Source organism: Peribacillus sp. FSL P2-0133 (genome assembly GCF_037975445.1).
GTDB lineage: Bacteria > Bacillota > Bacilli > Bacillales > DSM-1321 > Peribacillus > Peribacillus simplex_E.
Genome location: NZ_CP150254.1, coordinates 2,920,466 through 2,938,176, shown reverse-complemented (window position 1 = coordinate 2,938,176; position 17,711 = coordinate 2,920,466). Strand labels below are relative to the sequence as shown.

At 38.2% G+C, this 17,711-nt stretch carries 16 protein-coding genes and 1 pseudogene; 14 read left to right on the top strand and 3 right to left on the bottom strand.

All coding sequences use genetic code 11. The annotated features are described in order from the left end of the window. Positions 1 to 194 precede the first annotated feature (194 nt). The 3 genes from MKY17_RS14060 (at position 195) to MKY17_RS14050 (ending at position 3,133) form a co-directional block, all read left to right on the top strand. Positions 195 to 1,049: a hypothetical protein gene (locus tag MKY17_RS14060; RefSeq protein WP_339200089.1), complete on the top strand. Its 855-nt coding sequence runs from the start codon at positions 195 to 197 to the stop codon at positions 1,047 to 1,049. A gap of 63 nt (positions 1,050 to 1,112) precedes the next feature. Continuing rightward, the gene (locus tag MKY17_RS14055; RefSeq protein WP_260398188.1) at positions 1,113 to 2,018 is read left to right on the top strand and encodes a VanW family protein; all 906 of its coding nucleotides are present in this window, start codon (positions 1,113 to 1,115) and stop codon (positions 2,016 to 2,018) included. A 431-nt stretch (positions 2,019 to 2,449) separates the two neighbouring features. Then, positions 2,450 to 3,133 carry an NlpC/P60 family protein gene (locus MKY17_RS14050; RefSeq protein WP_339200088.1) on the top strand — a complete coding sequence of 228 codons (684 nt, stop codon included), beginning with the start codon at positions 2,450 to 2,452 and terminating at the stop codon, positions 3,131 to 3,133. A gap of 269 nt (positions 3,134 to 3,402) precedes the next feature. Here MKY17_RS14050 and MKY17_RS14045 read toward each other — a convergent pair whose 3' ends face one another. The 3 genes from MKY17_RS14045 to MKY17_RS14035 form a co-directional block, all read right to left on the bottom strand. Further along, the gene (locus MKY17_RS14045) at positions 3,403 to 3,627 is read right to left on the bottom strand and encodes a twin-arginine translocase TatA/TatE family subunit (protein ID WP_179891178.1); all 225 of its coding nucleotides are present in this window, start codon (positions 3,625 to 3,627) and stop codon (positions 3,403 to 3,405) included. A 209-nt stretch (positions 3,628 to 3,836) separates the two neighbouring features. Further along, positions 3,837 to 5,006 (bottom strand): ZIP family metal transporter, encoded by a 1,170-nt coding sequence (locus MKY17_RS14040; protein ID WP_144529597.1) that lies wholly within the window; start codon positions 5,004 to 5,006, stop codon positions 3,837 to 3,839. A gap of 15 nt (positions 5,007 to 5,021) precedes the next feature. Beyond that, positions 5,022 to 6,038 carry a multicopper oxidase domain-containing protein gene (locus tag MKY17_RS14035; RefSeq protein ID WP_098373275.1) on the bottom strand — a complete coding sequence of 339 codons (1,017 nt, stop codon included), beginning with the start codon at positions 6,036 to 6,038 and terminating at the stop codon, positions 5,022 to 5,024. 842 nt (positions 6,039 to 6,880) lie between these two features. On the opposite strand from MKY17_RS14035, the gene MKY17_RS14030 reads away from it, so the two are divergent. The 11 genes and pseudogenes from MKY17_RS14030 (at position 6,881) to speD (ending at position 17,695) form a co-directional block, all read left to right on the top strand. Next, complete coding sequence (locus tag MKY17_RS14030) at positions 6,881 to 8,326, top strand: alkaline phosphatase PhoX (protein ID WP_098373276.1); 1,446 nt, start codon at positions 6,881 to 6,883, stop codon at positions 8,324 to 8,326. Between the two features lie 56 nt (positions 8,327 to 8,382). Next, complete coding sequence (tatA, locus tag MKY17_RS14025) at positions 8,383 to 8,610, top strand: twin-arginine translocase TatA/TatE family subunit (protein WP_339200087.1); 228 nt, start codon at positions 8,383 to 8,385, stop codon at positions 8,608 to 8,610. A 47-nt stretch (positions 8,611 to 8,657) separates the two neighbouring features. Then, positions 8,658 to 9,671, top strand: coding sequence for a metallophosphoesterase (locus MKY17_RS14020; RefSeq protein ID WP_286177215.1), 1,014 nt, complete (start codon positions 8,658 to 8,660; stop codon positions 9,669 to 9,671). 916 nt (positions 9,672 to 10,587) lie between these two features. Continuing rightward, entirely contained in the window at positions 10,588 to 10,815 is a 228-nt protein-coding gene (locus tag MKY17_RS14015) for a hypothetical protein (protein WP_098373278.1), read from the top strand. A gap of 161 nt (positions 10,816 to 10,976) precedes the next feature. After that, positions 10,977 to 11,084 (top strand): annotated as a pseudogene (locus MKY17_RS14010) (HU family DNA-binding protein); the annotation flags it as partial. 806 nt (positions 11,085 to 11,890) lie between these two features. Beyond that, entirely contained in the window at positions 11,891 to 13,066 is a 1,176-nt protein-coding gene (locus MKY17_RS14005) for an acyl-CoA dehydrogenase family protein (RefSeq protein WP_339200086.1), read from the top strand. A 202-nt stretch (positions 13,067 to 13,268) separates the two neighbouring features. Next, positions 13,269 to 14,423, top strand: a complete 1,155-nt coding sequence (locus MKY17_RS14000) for a betaine/proline/choline family ABC transporter ATP-binding protein (protein WP_339200085.1) — start codon at positions 13,269 to 13,271, stop codon at positions 14,421 to 14,423. 12 nt (positions 14,424 to 14,435) lie between these two features. Then, positions 14,436 to 15,089: an ABC transporter permease gene (locus tag MKY17_RS13995; RefSeq protein ID WP_339200084.1), complete on the top strand. Its 654-nt coding sequence runs from the start codon at positions 14,436 to 14,438 to the stop codon at positions 15,087 to 15,089. A gap of 11 nt (positions 15,090 to 15,100) precedes the next feature. After that, positions 15,101 to 16,018, top strand: a complete 918-nt coding sequence (locus MKY17_RS13990; protein ID WP_141992079.1) for an osmoprotectant ABC transporter substrate-binding protein — start codon at positions 15,101 to 15,103, stop codon at positions 16,016 to 16,018. Between the two features lie 17 nt (positions 16,019 to 16,035). After that, complete coding sequence (locus MKY17_RS13985) at positions 16,036 to 16,698, top strand: ABC transporter permease (protein WP_339200083.1); 663 nt, start codon at positions 16,036 to 16,038, stop codon at positions 16,696 to 16,698. A gap of 160 nt (positions 16,699 to 16,858) precedes the next feature. Beyond that, complete coding sequence (gene speD / locus MKY17_RS13980) at positions 16,859 to 17,695, top strand: adenosylmethionine decarboxylase (protein WP_098373285.1); 837 nt, start codon at positions 16,859 to 16,861, stop codon at positions 17,693 to 17,695. The last annotated feature ends 16 nt before the right edge of the window (positions 17,696 to 17,711 follow it).

Genomic DNA, 17,711 nt, shown 5'->3' with positions numbered 1-17,711 from the left:
CAAGTTATTCAGATTAGGGATTATTGGACCATCAACACGAATATGACTGAGCATTATTAAGCCTTTATAGCTGATTCCCCAAAACCTTGTGTTTCGAACATGAATGAACAAGGAGGAGTTTAATTTCCAAATATTCAAAGGTATTCAACTGATAAAGTTCTGAAATAATAAGAAAAAAATGCGGGAGAAACCAAATGAAAAACAATAAATTTAATCAAGTAATTATCGCTATTTTTATACTTGTCTTAATGGTCGATCACTCGGTCTATGCAGTGGAATGGGAAGATGAAGAAGGACCCATAAGCTTTAAAATTGAAATGTTACCTTGGGAGATTGTGAACAACATTATTCCTAATAAAACTAATTTCACCATTATTGATATTGAAACTGGTTTATCATTTAAGGTACAGCGAAGAGCAGGCAGCCATCATGCCGATGTACAGCCACTAACCAAAGAAGATACTCAAATCATGAAGAAAATTTATAATAATAAATGGAGTTGGAATAGAAGAGCCATTATTGTATTGATCAATAATCAAATGATTGCTGCATCTATGCACGGAATGCCACATGGTGCCGGTGCTCTTCAAAATGGTTTTTCGGGTCATTTCTGTGTTCATTTCTCTGGAAGCATTACGCATCGTTTGAAAAACGAAGATCTTTCTCATAAATTAATGGTATTGAAAGCGGCTGGTAAGCTTGATGATTATATACAAACGGTAAGTCCCTATGAACTTATACGCATTTTTACCATTGCCGTTAATCAAGGAGATCAGAAATTATTAGCAATGACCTTATCAAATCCGGGACATTCTAATCGTGTCAATAAACTTGTTAAAGATATTACATATTTTGGAGTTGATGACCCTTTAAGACAACCGCCGGAACAACTAAATGGGCTATTTCTCGTGGATGTACCCGTTCAAGTAGCTATTTATAAGAAGAGAGAAGGCAAAGAAAAAAAGGTTATGCATTTTATGATCCGAAGGGAAAGTTTGACTGATCGTTGGTTTATTGATCAGGATTCGCTCCATGAAGACATAAAATAGGATTTGGTAAGTTAGATATTGAAATGATTAATCCTAACTATATTAGTGTGGGGGTGCATTCAATTGAGATTAACATGGATTGCCGGAATTTTACTATTCGTTCAACAAGTGAATATCTCTGAAAGCTTATCGGTAACTCAACATGGACAAACCATCGCCACTGTCAACCGTGCTGATGTTACTATGCCCATACTAAATGTTCCTATGATGGACTTGGATAAATACAATCGGTTTATCGAAAAACTAGACCGCCAAGTGTACCAAAAACCTGTAAATGCCACTATCGATAAATATGGTAATATTCTACCTGGCCGGGTAGGTTATAAGCTTTACCATCAGGCGTTTAATGAGCAATTTTATTCCTTTTTGAATAATAGTAAAGCATACAAATTGGAAGTGCCTTTGCTTGCTATTTATCCAAAAGTTGACATCGAATTGCTTGCTCAGATTCGTGTGAAAAAAATAGGTGAATATAGAACCTATTTTAATCAGAACAATAAAAATCGTTCAAATAATATCTTGCTTGCTACAAAAGCCATTAATAATTATGTCGTGTTTCCAGGAGAGAAGTTTTCTTTTAACCAAGCCGTTGGCAAGAGGACAGGAGACAAAGGATATATGCTTGCTCGGGTCATAGTCGAAGGAGAGTTTTCTGAAGGGATTGGTGGAGGGATCTGTCAGGTGTCATCCACGCTGTTTAATGCTATCGACAATGCAGGATTGCAAACAATTCAACGCTATTCCCATACTAGGAGCGTTCCTTATGTTCCATCTGGTCGGGATGCTACAGTAAGCTGGGATGGTCCTGATTTTAGCTTTAAAAACAAGTACAATCAACCTATCCTAATCCGAGCTACAACACAAGGAGGAATTGTGAACATCACGGTGTATTCTTCGGATATGATTAATTATGAAACCCGAAAAGTTCCCAACGCTTCAAAACACATATCAAAAGAAATATCGGTGTGATTAATAAGTAAACGCAAGCATGTTCTGTCCAGGGGAGCTAGATACCAATACTCATTTAAAAGATAGATACTGCCCCATTAATACAATATTCCATAAAAATAAGGTTAGTAAAACAAGGAAAAACATGTTCGTAAAAGTACACTTTTACGAACTTTTTTGTTTGTTAATTTAAAACTGGCTCTGTTATATGGTAACTTTAAATTAATGAATTTTATTAGGAGAGCTAAAATTATGGGGATTATACTTTCAATTTTTTACGGCTTTGTTGGTAGTCAAAAGAAAAAAGAAAAAGAATTTTAGGGGTATTTTAGGCATTTTGTATTTTTTGCACACTTTATGCATAAATTTGTAATCATAATGTAAAATTAGGTAAATATGTTTGTCACTTAAAGCTGATAAAATCAAAAAAAAGGATTTTATCGGGGGAGAAAATGAAAAAAATTATAGCATCTTTTGTCGTGTCTGGATTGTTACTATCAAATCCGTTGGTTAGTAATGCTGCATTGGGCGATCGTACATTAAAAAGTGGAATGACCCATACCGAAGTAAAGCAATTACAAGAGGTTCTAAAGAAAAAAGAATATTTTAAGAGTAAGAATACAACTACATATTTTGGGACGGTTACTAAAAGTGCAGTTGTAAAGTTCCAAAAAAGTAAAGGCTTAAAAGCTGATGGCATTGTAGGTCCGAATACATATAGAGCATTGGGTGTAAAAAAGCAGACATCCAACGTAGCTAATGTGAATAAAGCAAGCAATAAATCTTCTGCGATAGTGAAAGAAGCAAAAAAACATTTGAATGTACGGTATGTATGGGGTGGAACTACACCAAAAGGTTTTGATTGCAGTGGATTCCTAAAATACGTTTTCGATAAAGGTGCAGATGTCACTTTACCAAGAACGGTATCTGAAATTTATAAAAAGGGGACAAAGGTGTCCAAACCACAAGTTGGAGATTTGGTCTTTTATGAAACCTATAAACCTGGTGCCTCACATGCTGGTGTTTATATCGGTGGTAATCAATTCATACACAGCTCCTCATCAAATGGTGTAAGCATTTCCTCTATGGATAATAGTTATTGGAAGAAAAGATATTTAGGAGCAAAAAGAATGTAATAGAGAAAGTTGCCAGTTCTTTTTTTAGATACTGGCTTTTATTTTTTTAAATTGTTATACCAATAGGTTGCAATACTGAGAAGTCCTATGTGATCTTTATCAATCAAATAAGGATGCTAGCATTAAACCCCACAAATCCATACTATTCATTAAGTAACGTGGACCAAGTTCTCCAAATGTTCAATAAGATTTATTTCATTGTTTTCATGGGTGGATGTATCCTTTTAAAATGAAAAATAAAAAGACGAGTTGCCTCGCCTATCCATTCCTTATGAAACTGTTGATTTATCCTGCTTCTTTTCAACAGTCGTTAACTCAGGATTTTCCCCTTCATCCTTATCTTCATCATTTACTAATCCCTTGGTAGCACTCTTGAATTCAGTTAAAGTACGTCCAAAGGCTCTACCGATTTCCGGCAGCTTTTTAGGTCCAAAAATTATCAAGGCAATGACAAGTATTAAAATTAAACCTGGTATACCTATACTTTGAAACATAATGCTTCCCCCAAGTAATTAAATTTTGTAATTCCTTTAGCTCATTTTTAGAATAACCTCAGTAAATAAAATCGTTTGAATCCATTTTCTTATCAAGTTTTTTTAAATCTAGATTTATTTTAATTACCGTTTCTTTCCTCTTCAATGTTGAACCCACAGCTCTACCAAGTTCGAATTGTTTATGCGTCCAAACAAGATTAAGGCATCCCTTAAAATTTCACAAAAAATGCAGTAAAGTACATGATTAATAGTCCAATCGCGAATCCCGAGAGGTTTAACCATGAAACAGATTCTTCATTATGTTTTCTATGATCTTCAATGAGCATTTTCGTTATTACATAAATTACTTGAAGAATTGCCCCTGCACCAATACCAAGGAACAAAGCTCCCCAAATTGGTGAGAAGATGAATCCGCCAACCCAAGTACCTACAATGGCGGGTGCACCTGCGATAACTCCCAATAATAAAAAGTCTCTAAATCGAGGTGTGGTCTTTAATAAAGGAGCAGCGATTCCAATCCCTTCCGTAATGTTGTGCAGGGTAAACCCGATAATTAAAAAAGTTCCTAAAGCAGCTTCACCTAGTGCAAAGGAAGAACCAATTGCCAAACCTTCTCCAAAGTTATGAAGCCCTATGCCGGTAGCCATCAACAAAGCCAGACCAAAAGGAGAATATCCTTTCTTTTCTTGTTTTCTTTGTTGATACTGATCAAATCCGATCAATAATAAGAACGTTAAGGAAGCCGCAATAATGACAACCATATTTCCCTGAAAGACAGAAGGTGCTTCTGCACCAATTTCAAATCCATCAGCCAGAGTCCCAACAAATAAGAATAAAAGGAGCCCAACGGTAAGGGCAAGAATCCCATTTATGGATTTTCGTGAGAAGCGTTTCATAAAGGGATACCACAACAGCCCCAATGTAATCGGGACAATACCAACGTAAAAGCCGATTAAGCCGTAATTAAGAAAGTTGCTCCAGGTGGTTTCCGGAGTGAGTGTGGCAGCTGCCACTTCACCTTCCGTGATAATCCCATTCTCTGTGATTAACTTAATGGTATGTGGATCACCTTCCACCCATGGGTAAGAGATGGTCACCTTTCCCTCATCAAATCGTTCAAGTTTTGCTTGAGGAGCGACATTGAAATTCCACACTGAATCATTAACCATCACTTGAGAAATCGTTAAAGGTTTGGGTCCGGTATTACTAACAAATAATTCGAAACCGATTTTAGTTACCTTGATGCGTTCAATGTTCAAGACTTCAATCGGTGCTGCGGGATCTTTTTCTACACCTGCACCATTCTTTAGCACCCATCCTAGCACCCCTATAAGTAATACTAACGGTATTAAAACAGTAATTAACCATTTGCCCTTCATATTATCCCTCCTTTTTTACTCGACCTCAAAGAATCCCATCCAGCCTAACTCAGCAAATTCACTTACATGGGCATGAAACATATATATTCCCTTGTATGGAAACCGAACTTCAATAATTCCACGCTCTCCCTGGCATTGCATAATGGTATCTGTGAACTGGGAGGGGTTATCGTTTCTGCCTGTTGGATAATACGTAAAGTAATTCGCATGCAAGTGAAACGAATTTAATAAGTCAAATTCTGTTAAATTACTTAGATAAATTCTTACGAGTTGATCTTTTTTGATTTTAATAGGGTGATTCATAAATGCGAAGGCATAGCCATTTACCGTATAAAACTCGTTTTCGCCGTCTAAATCCAAGTCATATCCATTCATAACCATGTTTAACTCTAATGCCGGTTCTCTTGGCTTCTTTGGATCAATAATAAAATTACCGTATAAGCCTTTATGGATATGGCGGGCTAGAGGGAGTACATGGCAATGGTAAATTTGCAAACCGTAGGGTTTCGCTTCAAATTCGTACGTGAATCTTTGTCCAGGATAAATGGAAGTTAAACCGTCCATCTCAGGAGGGTGGATTCCGTGAAAATGGATAGAGTGGGGATGGCTGCCCTCATTAATAAAGTTAAACCGCAAAAGGTCCCCCTCGGTACATCGAAAAGTTGGTCCTGGAATAGTTCCGTTATAAGTCCAGCCTGGGAATTTAATTCCTTTGGCAATTTCGATTTCCTTATCAATTGCCACGACTTCATATTCCCGGAGTGTTTGGCCATTTGGCAACTTGGTAACTTTTCCGTAATCAAACTCAGTAAGGAGTCGTTCAGCCATTTTATAACCGGTTGTTATTGTCTTATCACTCATATTTGCATGATTGGAATGATTGCCCTTCTTATGAGACGAATCATTGGAAGCCTGAGCCACCGTTGGAATTTGTGTCATTTTATTTAAGTAATAAGATCCAGCTATTCCAAACGCACCTGCAGTCCCCATCTTTAAAATATCTCTGCGGGAAACCTTTTTCTCTTCAGACATTACTTGACCCCCTTCTAAAAAGTTTCCTCAAGGAAACTTTTTGTTGTATAAGCTATACTTTAAGTTAGGTACAAGTTTCGTGTCAACTCTTTTTTTAGGCCATATTCGTATTAAATTATTGCTCAGGTGGGGGAGATTCATCCGTATTAAGACTGGGGTGTTTTTTTATGCATCTTTAAATAAAACTATATGTGCTCTTATGAATCGGAAACTCTACAATAAGTCTCCTTTCATTTACCTGTGTAATCTTCTCAAACCTATGGATCTCGTACAGCCACTTTTAATATAATCCTTAATTGAATCGAAGGATTGCTGTATTCTCCAGTCATAATACCTGCTTTTAGTTTCTATAGCCTCGCGCTTCGTTTTACCTGCTTTTTTAACTTACATTGAAAAAAATTCCATGTTGAGCTAGAGGTAGCGTGCTTCTGTAGCTTACTCATACAAAATGTGGATTAAAAATTGAAATGAAAAGAAGCAATTCCTTGTCAATAATAGAGTTCTAATGTTAAGTAAAATAATCAGGTTAACAAGTTTGTCATAGTGGATTATTTACAAACTATTAATAAGCTTTAATAATCTGCATCAATCTTTTTATGACAAAATCCTTAGTTTTTTCTTCACTTTGGACTCATACCATCAATTTCCACCTTATGCATGCTGCAAATGTGGTAATAACCTCCATTTTTTTCGTACAAACTGTGACTTCTGGCTTATTTTTCATGCAAAGGAATAAAATCACATGGTATTAACAGAGTATTTAAAAAGGTCTGTTAATTTTGAGGGTAGAGTTTGCTATAAGGAATATAGCATCCCTCAAAAAAAATTTGGAGGTAATGTTAATGATATCTAGAAATAGTGGTTTAAACAGACGTAATTTCTTAAAAGTTGGTGGAATGAGCACTCTAGCATTAACACTTGGTTCAACTGGGGTATTTTCTCTTGCGGGAGCTACAAAAGGATTTGCAGTGGAATCTAGCAATCCAACAAGCGGTTTTGGTGGATATGGCCCGCTAGTAAAGGATCCAAATGGAGTTCTTGATCTGCCAAGCGGATTTCATTACAAAATGCTTTCACGAACTGGTGATGTCATGCCTAATGGTGATCTTGTCCCTTCTGCTCACGATGGAATGGCTGCCTATAAAGGGGAGAAGGGTACAACCATTCTTGTAAGAAACCATGAAAATGGGACAAATTCTGATTACCCTGTAAACGGAAAAAAACCTTGGAGCGCTGGTGCTGCGGGCGGCACAACCACATTAATCGTTGGACAAAATAATAAAGTCATTGATCAGTATGTATCAAGTTCAGGTACAATCCGTAACTGTGCGGGTGGAGCTACGACTTGGGGTACCTGGTTAACAATGGAAGAAACTCGTGATATGGGACATGGCTTTGTATTTGAAGTAAATCCGCTTGATCCTGAAAACGAAATGTCAAGAACACCGATCCGTGATATGGGCTATTTCTCCCATGAAGCTGGGCATGTTGACCCTTCAACAGGGATTTGGTATTTAACGGAAGACGCAAGTCCAAGCTTCTTGTACCGTTTTACACCACATGACCGAAGTCAAAAACTAGGTTCTCTGCAAAAGGGCGGTACACTTGAAGCCGCAGCGATTGATGAATTACCAGCTGCTGCTGCAAGTCAATTTAGTACTAGACAAAAATTCGGGATTGTTTGGAAAAAATTAAATCCTGAAATCGCACAGCAAGACGCTAAGGAAAAAGGCTGTATTCAGTTTAGCCGCTTAGAAGGGGCTTATTTTTCTGAAGGTACTTTATGGTTTGATGATACAAGTGCAGGTTCAGCACGCCTTGGCCGTGTTTATCGCTACACGCCAGCGACAAACACCTTAGAACTATTTTATGAGTCTACGGATAAAAATGATTTAGAAGCACCAGATAACATTACAATCACTCCTTGGGGAGATTTATGGATCGCCGAAGATGGTGGCGGTAATGATCGTATTGTCGGATTAACTCCTGAAGGAAATATTTATACTTTCGCTGAAAATATGATGAACGGTTCTGAATTTGCTGGCCCTACATTTTCTCCAGATGGAAATACTTTCTTTGTAAATATGCAAACACCAGGTATCACCTTTGCGATTTGGGGACCATTTGCACGCAGAAATTCAACCCGTAGACGAGCTATGAACCAGGCTCTGCCGCCAGCAAGTCTTGCTCCTGTTGTTTCGGAAAAACTTACTGCATTTGCAGATGAACAAGGCATGTCTATATTAGAAGCAGCAGCTTTAGAGCGTCATGGTATGCCAATTTTATAAGTAATGATCGCATTTTTGAGTACGAACAAACCATCATGGTTTAGGAGGTGAGAAGATTGTTATCTAGTATCGGAATTCCTGGCCTAATTCTCATTCTAGTCATAGCGTTAATCATTTTTGGTCCTTCTAAATTACCAGAAATCGGAAGATCTTTCGGGAAAACTTTAAATGAATTTAAAAAAGCAACAAATGATTTGATCAGTAATGACAAAGAAGAAAAATCTAACTCTGAAGAAAAAACTAAATTAGTCGCACTTGAGAAAAACGAAAAGACTGGAAACTAAATAACTTGTTTTACCATTTTTTAGTGTAATTGCTTGGAGGAAATAGTATGAATAAAATGGTAATGAATTTATTGACGGGCTGCTTTTCGCTGGCGATGGCTGCTGCTTTTGTCGGAAAGCCCGTAACAGCAGCTGCGGAGGAAAAGCTCAAGGAGGGAGAGAAGTTTGAACTCACCATTCTCCAGACGAATGACTTTCATGGTCATTTGGATGACATCGTCACGCTGGATGATGGAACCATTCATCACAATTCTATTGCGAAGTATGCCACCATCATTGAAAATGTGCGCAATGAAGAGGAGAATCTGCTTCTCGTCGATGGCGGGGATGTCTTCCTGCGCGGCGAGTTTCAGGCGGGTCAAGGAGAGTTGGAGACGTCTCTTTTGAAAGCTTTGGGCTATGATGCAATGGTTCTCGGAAACAACGACTTCCGCGTTTACCCTGCCGGAGAGGGAACACAGGACAGCCGTTATGAACAGTTAAAGAATTACCACCGCAACGTCAATTTCCCCATCCTTACTGGTAATGTCATTGACAGGGAAACAGGAAAGTACATTCAGAATGTCAAGCCTTGGAAGAGTTTTACTTTCAATGGCGTTAAAGTCGGCATGATCGGCCTTACTTCGATGAAGCCGGAAATTCGCGGTTGGAATGATGTTGCAGACCTCGATTTCATCGAACCGGTTGAGGCGTTGAATGAGTTGCTTCCTGAAGTGAGTGAAAAGTCGGACATTAATATTGTCCTTTCGCATGCCGGAAATACTGAAGACCACAAGTTGGCTCAGGTTCCAGGAGTTTCAGCGGTAATCGGAGCAGATACACACAAGGTCATCCAAACGCCCGAATACGAATTCAACGGGGAGGTGATGGTGCCAATTACTCAAGCCGGCGGAGAACAAGAACATTATTTGGGCCGCCTGGATTTGACTTTTGAAGTTGTTGACGGCAAAATGACGTTAGTCGAATCCGATGGATTCCTCTACGACGTCACAAATGTGCCAGCTGATTCGGAGGTACAAGCGATTATAGACGAATATCGTTCAGAGTCTAATGCACAATAATCCAAATGAAGTCTTCATAATGCTTTGAGGTATGGACAAGGCGAGTTTTTCGCTTTGTCGTTTCTTTATTAATTATGCAGTAGGAATGCAAGGGGGTGTGCAGAAAGTTTGTGAAAACTAACGACTGCCGGCCTTTTTATTTTTGCGCATTTCCGCCCTTTCCACGGAGAACGTCGATCTTAGTGTAGATTTTATCTGTGTCGTTTAGCTTAATTCCGCTACTTTTTTATAAAAAGGATGGTTAGGGAACTAAGCATTTGTTATGCCATTGAGATTGCGAATGATTTGTACTTAAACTACCATGAATAACTTGATTTAAACAATTATTGATATCCATAAATAACCAATTATATTTTACCAGCAGATGGTCATAATAAATAAAGAAGAAGGGGCTAGTGATTTACGTATGATTCTTATCATAGTAAATGAGGTGTCAGTTAAAGACGTTTAACTTAACTACTGAAAGGCTTCATTAAAAAATCGTTTCGAGCAAGGGGATGGTTCGCTTGCACGTAAAAGCAGAAAACTCATTCAATAATTGTCAATTATGCTTTGAAAGTTGATAAAACTTTTAAGATATAGGGGATGGTTGCTTTGGATGGTAAACTCTAGTCAGATACCGGTATTTACTCTAATGTAGATGAGGTGTTTATCGCAGAGAATTTATGCTGATTCGAAATGAAGCAAACCCCTTTTTCAAGCAGGGTGCAACATTCAGTTGCATCCTGTTTTTATGTGTGTTCATTTCTTGATATCACTAGCGTGAGCCATTTTATTAATTTCCTCTTTACTTACCTGTTACATTATAAAATAAAAAAAGACTCAATTAGGAAAAGCATAAAGGTAACAAGATGATAAAAATATAATACACTATTATCGGAGAAGACATAAATCAAACAAAAAGGATGGGATCCTGATGGTTGATGAAAATAAGAAAAAAAACAAACGGGAACAATGGAAAAAGAAAGTCATGGATAATCTGAAGAGGGAAGCTGTCAAAAATATCATAGCAAGAACGGGAGATTTAGCAAGATTAGATGCTAAAGTCAATAATACTTACACTGTATACATCAAGGATGGAAGGATGATAAAGCAACCTACAAATGGGAAGTGTGTTGTCATTAATGGAAAAATCCAACATTAAAGTTTGTGAAGGAATAGAGAATATACATTATAGAAGGCGAAGGTATATAGCGGCTGGACCACAGTAATTGGTGCAAGGCCATAATAAAGTTTATTAACGTGCTTGTTAAAGAGCCAAGATAGTGTAATAAATCTCGAGTCCTTACTTTTATGAGTTGTAATTTGATTAGATTTGGTACATTTGAAGTGTACGACCGAGCAGACCAAACTAGAAACCCACATACAGGGGAAGAAATTCAAATTGCTGCTTCCAAAGTTTACTGCTTTTAAACCGGATAAGGAAAAGAGGCGGCTAAATGAAAAAGTAGTATTGCGTAAAAAAATACTCTGGGATGAGATATTCTCCAGAGTATTTTTTGCTTTATGAAAAGTTTAGGTTATATACTTTCGCTTCTGTTTTTACATAGATAAGTGCTACGGGTAAAATGCAAAACACTCTTAAATGAGCTTGAGAGGATACTTGGATTTATTTCAAGCTTCAAATATAAACGAATGGAGATTATGTGGGATTCTTTTTATAAAAAAAATTCTAATATATCAGTAGCCTAGGCAGGACGTACGGGTACGCGGGACATGATTTCGTGAAGAAAACTGTCCGCCCTCTACTTGTAGAAACATGTTGGAGGTTGGTTGGGAATTAGATATCATATAACATACAAAAGCTATGACACTGCAGGGAGGGCCAGGGGTACTGGTTAATAAGTAGAGGAGAAAAAACAAAGATATTGACAACCTTTAGATGGTTTAATGAGTTAACAGCCCTTGTTAAAGCACCCATTTTAGTATGCAATTATAACAGGAATTTTGTTAAATGAATACCAAGTGTATTCCAAAAATAACCTCGACAGAATATATGATAAACCCATATTCCAAGCAGTTAAGTAATAAACAAACAAGATTTAAAATGGTAAAAAATTGATTTATAAAAGGGAATTCAATACTTTTGTTGAACAAGAATATTGTGGGTCATTTTAACAGTTTGATATTTGTGGTTGTAACCGTTTACATCGAGGTATTTAACTTGAGCATGTTAGTGGATTATTAGTATAAAATCGTTAGAGAATGGAGGTTAACCCATGGTTAGCACGATGGCAATCAATAAAGATGATTCTCGTTCCTTCCTAACGGAAGAACACTTATTATTTAAACAATCAATTCGTGAATTTCTCGCCAAGGAGGCTGTCCCCTTTTATGATCAATGGGAAAAGGAGGGGGGAATACCTCGCTCATTTTGGAGAAAGATTGGAGATAATGGTTTTTTATGTCCATGGCTTGATGTGGAAATCGGAGGAATAGGAGCAGATTTTGGATATTCAGTTGTACTGGCAGAGGAATTGGAAATGGTTGGATCAGCGTTAAGAGGAATATCCATTCATTCTGATATTGTAGCCCCTTATATTGCCTCATTCGGAACAATAGATCAGAAACAAAGATATTTACCAAAGTTCATTACTGGTGAATTGATTTCAGCTTTTGCATTGACAGAGCCGGGAATGGGCTCGGAATTAGGGGATATTCAAACCACAGCGATCCAAAAAGATGGGTATTATATTGTCAATGGAGCCAAAACGTTTGTCACAAATGGCTTTAAAGCTGACTTCATGATAGTGGCATGCAAAACTGATCTTAATGCTGTTCCTTCCCAGTGCGGAATCAGTTTGCTGCTCATTGATAAAGATACACCAGGATTTTCAAGGGGAAGAAAGCTTGGTAAAACAGGACAGGGATGCTCAGACACAGCCGAACTATTTTTCGATGATGCTTCAGTTCCTGTTGGCAACCTTCTTGGGGAGGAAGGGAAGGGTCTCTCATATATCATGCAAAAACTGCAGCAGGAAAGACTAATGTGTGCGATTGGGTCATTAATGGCAGCGAAAGATATGCTTCACTTAACGATGAATTTTATAAGTGGACGAAAAGCATTTGATAAGAAAATAAGTAAATTTAAAAATGCACAGTTTACCATTGCTGAAATAGCGACAGATATTCATCTGGGAGGAACGTTTGTTGATGGTTTGATCTGTAAACATATGACTGGGGAGAATATCATAGCTGAAGTATCGATGGCCAAATATTGGATAACGGAAATGTCTAAGCGAATATCCGATAAGTGCATGCAATTACATGATGGCTACGGAAATATAGGAGACGATAAAATTGCCCAGCGTCACCGGGACATTCCTTTAACAACTTTCTTTACAGGGACAGATGAAACCGTAAAAACCCTGATTGCTAAAAATATTGGGTTTTAATTCATCTTTTAAAAATCTTTCAACTACCTCAATTAACATGAGGTGGTTTTTTTATACCATTTATTCAATATAATTCCAACGAACTAGTTTTTTAAAATAAAAGGTTTATACAGTTTGCTATATGGGTATAAGAGACTGTGCAAATGAAAATTAATATATTTGTAAAATTTGTAATTGTATGCGAATGATGGAGGTGCTTGTTATGTTAAAAATCGAAAATGTATCGAAAATCTATAAGGGAGGAAAGAAAGCTGTAAAAAATATATCATTGGATATTAAAAAAGGGGAGTTCATTTGCTTCATTGGTCCGAGTGGATGCGGTAAGACAACGACAATGAAAATGATTAACCGTCTTATCGAACCGTCGGAAGGAAAGATACTTATTAATGGTGAAAATATCATGGATAAAGATCCAGTCGAGCTAAGAAGACAAATCGGGTATGTTATCCAGCAAATCGGACTTTTCCCTCACATGACGATTCTTGAAAATATCACCCTCGTTCCAAAACTTCTTAAATGGAATGAACAGAAGAAAAAGGAACGTGCACTGGAATTGCTTCAGCTTGTCGATATGGGACCTGAATACCTGGAAAGGTATCCCTACGAATTGAGCGGCGGGCAGCAACAAAGGATAGGCGTTCTCAGAGCACTAGCTTCCAATCCTCCACTCATTTTAATGGATGAACCTTTTGGCGCACTTGATCCAATCACCCGCGATGCCCTTCAGGAGGAATTTAAAAATCTACAGCGCACACTTGATAAAACTATCGTTTTTGTTACCCATGATATGGATGAAGCCATTAAGCTAGCCGACAGGATCGTCATCTTAAAAGCTGGTGAAATCGTCCAAGTGGGAACACCGGATGAAATCCTCAGAAACCCAGCCAATGAGTTTGTGGAAGAATTCATCGGCAAAGATCGCCTGCTTCAAACAAGACCAAATGTTGAGTTGGTTGAACAGATCATGAGTCGAAATCCAATATCCATTACAGAGGAAAAATCCCTTACAGGTGCTATTACGATCATGCGCGAGAAAAGGGTAGATTCTTTACTTGTGGTCGATGAGCAAAATGTGTTGAAAGGGTTCGTGGATGTTGAAACGATCAGTGAATATCGAAAAAAGGCTAAATTTATCAGTGAAGTCATCAATACTGAAGTCTATTCAGTGAAACAGGATACTTTAATCCGTGATTCCGTTCAGAAGATTTTAAAACGAGGATTCAAATACGTGCCGGTAGTTGACCACAATAAACATTTGGTCGGAATTGTCACTAGGGCCACATTGGTGGACATCGTATATGACAGCATTTGGGGAGAGGAAGAAAATCAAATGGCAGAAATGGCAGAAATGTTTTAGGAGGTGAATGAGATGGAAACTTTGCTCGATTTTTTACAAATGAACTGGCAAGAATTGGTTTTTAAGGCATGGGAGCACTTATATATATCCTTGATCGCTGTTTTCCTTGGAATAATAGTTGCCGTACCACTAGGGATCATGTTGACGCGAATGAAAAGGAGCGCTTCGATAATAATCGGAATAGCAAACATCATGCAGACATTGCCGAGTTTAGCGGTCCTAGCCTTTTTCATTCCTTTCCTCGGAGTTGGGAAAACACCCGCAATCATTGCGTTATTTTTCTATTCCGTTTTACCCATACTCAGAAATACATACACAGGCATTAAAGGCGTAAATGGAAATCTTCTGGAATCCGGACGCGGCATCGGGATGACAAGCTGGGAGAGAATTCGTCTGGTTGAATTCCCGCTTGCACTTTCCGTCATTATGGCTGGCATCCGTACTGCTTCCGTCTATTTAATTGGATGGGCCACCTTAGCCTCCTTTATTGGAGGCGGGGGATTTGGAGATTACATATTTATCGGTTTGAATTTATATCAAACAGAATATATCATCGCAGGTGCAGTTCCGGTAATCATCATGGCTATCCTGGTGGATCATGTATTCTCGATCATTGAACGAAAAGTCGTACCAAAAGGATTGAAAGGTATGAAGGAAGTTGCTTGAGGAGGATTACCATGTATAAAAAAATGCGACGTACAATTTTAAAGGCCCTTATTGTTTGTTCATTAGTGATCACCGGCTGCTCCTTGCCTGGTTTAGGGTCATCTTCTGAAACTACTATAAAGATCGGGGCCCAAAGCATGACCGAATCCGAGATCTTGGCGAACATGATCGCTCAACTCCTTGAAAGGAATACGGAAGTTGATACGAAAATCATTAAAAATCTAGGTTCCAATTTCGTTCAGCAAAAGGCGATGGAGACCGGTGACATAGACATAGCCGCAACTCGATATACAGGGACTGATTTAACGAGTGTACTGGGACAGGAAATTGAAAAGGATCCAGTAAAGGCGATGGAAATTGTTCAAAGGGAATTCAAAGAACAATATGGGTTCAAATTTTTTGATTCTTACGGATTCGATAACACTTATGCCTTTACGATTTCAAATGAATTGGCAGAGGAAAAGGGGTATCAGAAAATATCCGATCTGGAAAAGGATGCAGATAATTTAAGGTTAGGTGTAGACAGTGCTTGGCTGAAAAGAAAAGGGGATGGTTATAAAGGATTCGTCGATACATATGGATTGGAATTTGGGGAAACTTTTCCGATGCAGATTGGCTTGGTGTACGATGCAGTCAAAAGTGGTCAGATGGATATTGTCCTTGCATATTCCTCAGATGGACGGATTAAGGTTAATGATTTGAAACTTTTGGAAGATGATAAACAATATTTCCCTCCATATGACTGTTCACCGGTCGTTACCGAAGAATTATTGGAACGATATCCTGAAATTGAAGATGAGCTTAACAAGTTAATTGGTGAAATCACTACTGAAACCATGCAGGAACTGAACTATGAAGTTGATGGGAACTTGAAGGAGCCATCGGTCGTAGCATCTGAATTCCTTAAAGCACATAAATATTTTGAATAAATGGGAGGTGCACACTAATGGAAACCTTGCAACAGCTGGGAACTTATTATTCCCAAAATTGGATGTATGTACTTACTGAATTTTATCGCCACTTTTTAATGTCCGCCTATGGAGTTTTATTTGCAGCAATTGTAGCCATCCCGTTAGGAATTTTCATCGCGAAACATAAGAAATTGAGCAATTGGGTATTTTCGATAACGAATGTCATACAAACCACACCAGCATTGGCTATGCTCGCTCTCCTGATGCTAGTAATGGGGTTAGGAACAAATACGGTAATCTTATCATTGTTTTTATATTCCTTACTGCCAATCTTGAGGAACACTTATGTCGGAATTACAAGTATCGATCATGCTTATTTAGAATCTGGCAAGGCTATGGGAATGACGAAGTTCCAATTACTGAGAATGGTCGAACTGCCATTATCTCTGTCTGTCATCATGGCTGGCTTACGTACAGCGCTTGTCGTTGCAATTGGAGTAACCGCTGTCGGTACATTCGTAGGCGCAGGCGGACTGGGGGATATCATTGTCAGGGGAACGAATGCTTCGAATGGAACGGCGATCATACTTGCAGGAGCAATTCCGACGGCATTGATGGCCATTCTCTCAGATCTTATACTCGGCTGGCTGGAACGAATTCTTTCACCGATAAAAAAGAAAAAAATTCATACTGCCTAAACCAAAAGAGCCATTGCATGTTAATGCAATGGCTTTTCCATGGCCAGAAATGACAAATACCGATTAGAAGTCAGAAGCTTAGAGTGGCAGACTTAGTTTTTTATTTCAGAAAAAGGGTAACTATAAGGGTAGTCGTAAAAAAATATAAGGGGAATCAATCATGAAACTTACACCAGAGCAGCGTATTGAACTTCATGGCTTTAATAATCTTACGAAATCTTTAAGCTTTAATATGTATGATATTTGTTACACAAAAACCAGGGAAGAGAGAGAGGCCTACCTGGATTATATCGATGAACAATATAATGCAGAGCGGCTTTCGAAGATCTTGCACAATGTTTCTGATTTAATAGGGGCACATGTTTTAAATACGGCCAAACAGGATTATGTCCCTCAAGGCGCAAGTGTAACCATTCTTGTTTCGGAAGGTCCTGTCGTAGAAGTACCTACGGGAACTTATGAAGAATCACCAGGGCCTTTACCTGATAATGTGGTCATGCAACTCGATAAAAGCCATATTACCGTACATACATATCCTGAATTCCATCCAAATGAAGGCATAAGCACATTCAGGGCCGATATTGATGTCTCTACTTGTGGGGAAATATCACCTCTTAAAGCCCTTAATTATCTCATTCATTCCTTCGATACCGACATTATCACGATCGATTACCGAGTAAGAGGCTTTACGAGAGATAAGGATGGGCGGAAATTGTTCATTGATCACGATATTAATTCCATTCAAAACTATATTCCTGATGAAGTGAAGGGTTTATATGACATGATTGATGTGAATGTATACCAGGAAAATATATTTCATACAAAATGTAAGCTGAAAAGATTCGATATTAATAATTACCTATTCGGCTATACAGAGGAAAAGCTGAATACAGATGAAAGGCAAGAAATTATAGAAAGGCTTCGAACGGAGATGGATGAAATTTTTTACGGTGCCAATGTTCCGCATCCTATAGAAAAAAACAAGCATGCCGATTAAGGGATGCTTGTTTTAA

Excerpts from the sequence above, each read along its gene's own strand:
- MKY17_RS14060 (WP_339200089.1), top strand. The coding sequence starts at position 195 with ATGAAAAACAATAAATTTAATCAAGTAATTATCGCTATTTTTATACTT.
- MKY17_RS14050 (WP_339200088.1), top strand. The coding sequence starts at position 2,450 with ATGAAAAAAATTATAGCATCTTTTGTCGTGTCTGGATTGTTACTATCA.
- MKY17_RS14045 (WP_179891178.1), bottom strand. The coding sequence starts at position 3,627 with ATGTTTCAAAGTATAGGTATACCAGGTTTAATTTTAATACTTGTCATT.
- MKY17_RS14040 (WP_144529597.1), bottom strand. The coding sequence starts at position 5,006 with ATGAAGGGCAAATGGTTAATTACTGTTTTAATACCGTTAGTATTACTT.
- MKY17_RS14035 (WP_098373275.1), bottom strand. The coding sequence starts at position 6,038 with ATGTCTGAAGAGAAAAAGGTTTCCCGCAGAGATATTTTAAAGATGGGG.
- MKY17_RS14030 (WP_098373276.1), top strand. The coding sequence starts at position 6,881 with ATGATATCTAGAAATAGTGGTTTAAACAGACGTAATTTCTTAAAAGTT.
- MKY17_RS14020 (WP_286177215.1), top strand. The coding sequence starts at position 8,658 with ATGAATAAAATGGTAATGAATTTATTGACGGGCTGCTTTTCGCTGGCG.
- MKY17_RS14015 (WP_098373278.1), top strand. The coding sequence starts at position 10,588 with ATGGTTGATGAAAATAAGAAAAAAAACAAACGGGAACAATGGAAAAAG.
- MKY17_RS14005 (WP_339200086.1), top strand. The coding sequence starts at position 11,891 with ATGGTTAGCACGATGGCAATCAATAAAGATGATTCTCGTTCCTTCCTA.
- MKY17_RS14000 (WP_339200085.1), top strand. The coding sequence starts at position 13,269 with ATGTTAAAAATCGAAAATGTATCGAAAATCTATAAGGGAGGAAAGAAA.
- MKY17_RS13995 (WP_339200084.1), top strand. The coding sequence starts at position 14,436 with ATGGAAACTTTGCTCGATTTTTTACAAATGAACTGGCAAGAATTGGTT.
- MKY17_RS13990 (WP_141992079.1), top strand. The coding sequence starts at position 15,101 with ATGTATAAAAAAATGCGACGTACAATTTTAAAGGCCCTTATTGTTTGT.
- MKY17_RS13985 (WP_339200083.1), top strand. The coding sequence starts at position 16,036 with ATGGAAACCTTGCAACAGCTGGGAACTTATTATTCCCAAAATTGGATG.
- speD (WP_098373285.1), top strand. The coding sequence starts at position 16,859 with ATGAAACTTACACCAGAGCAGCGTATTGAACTTCATGGCTTTAATAAT.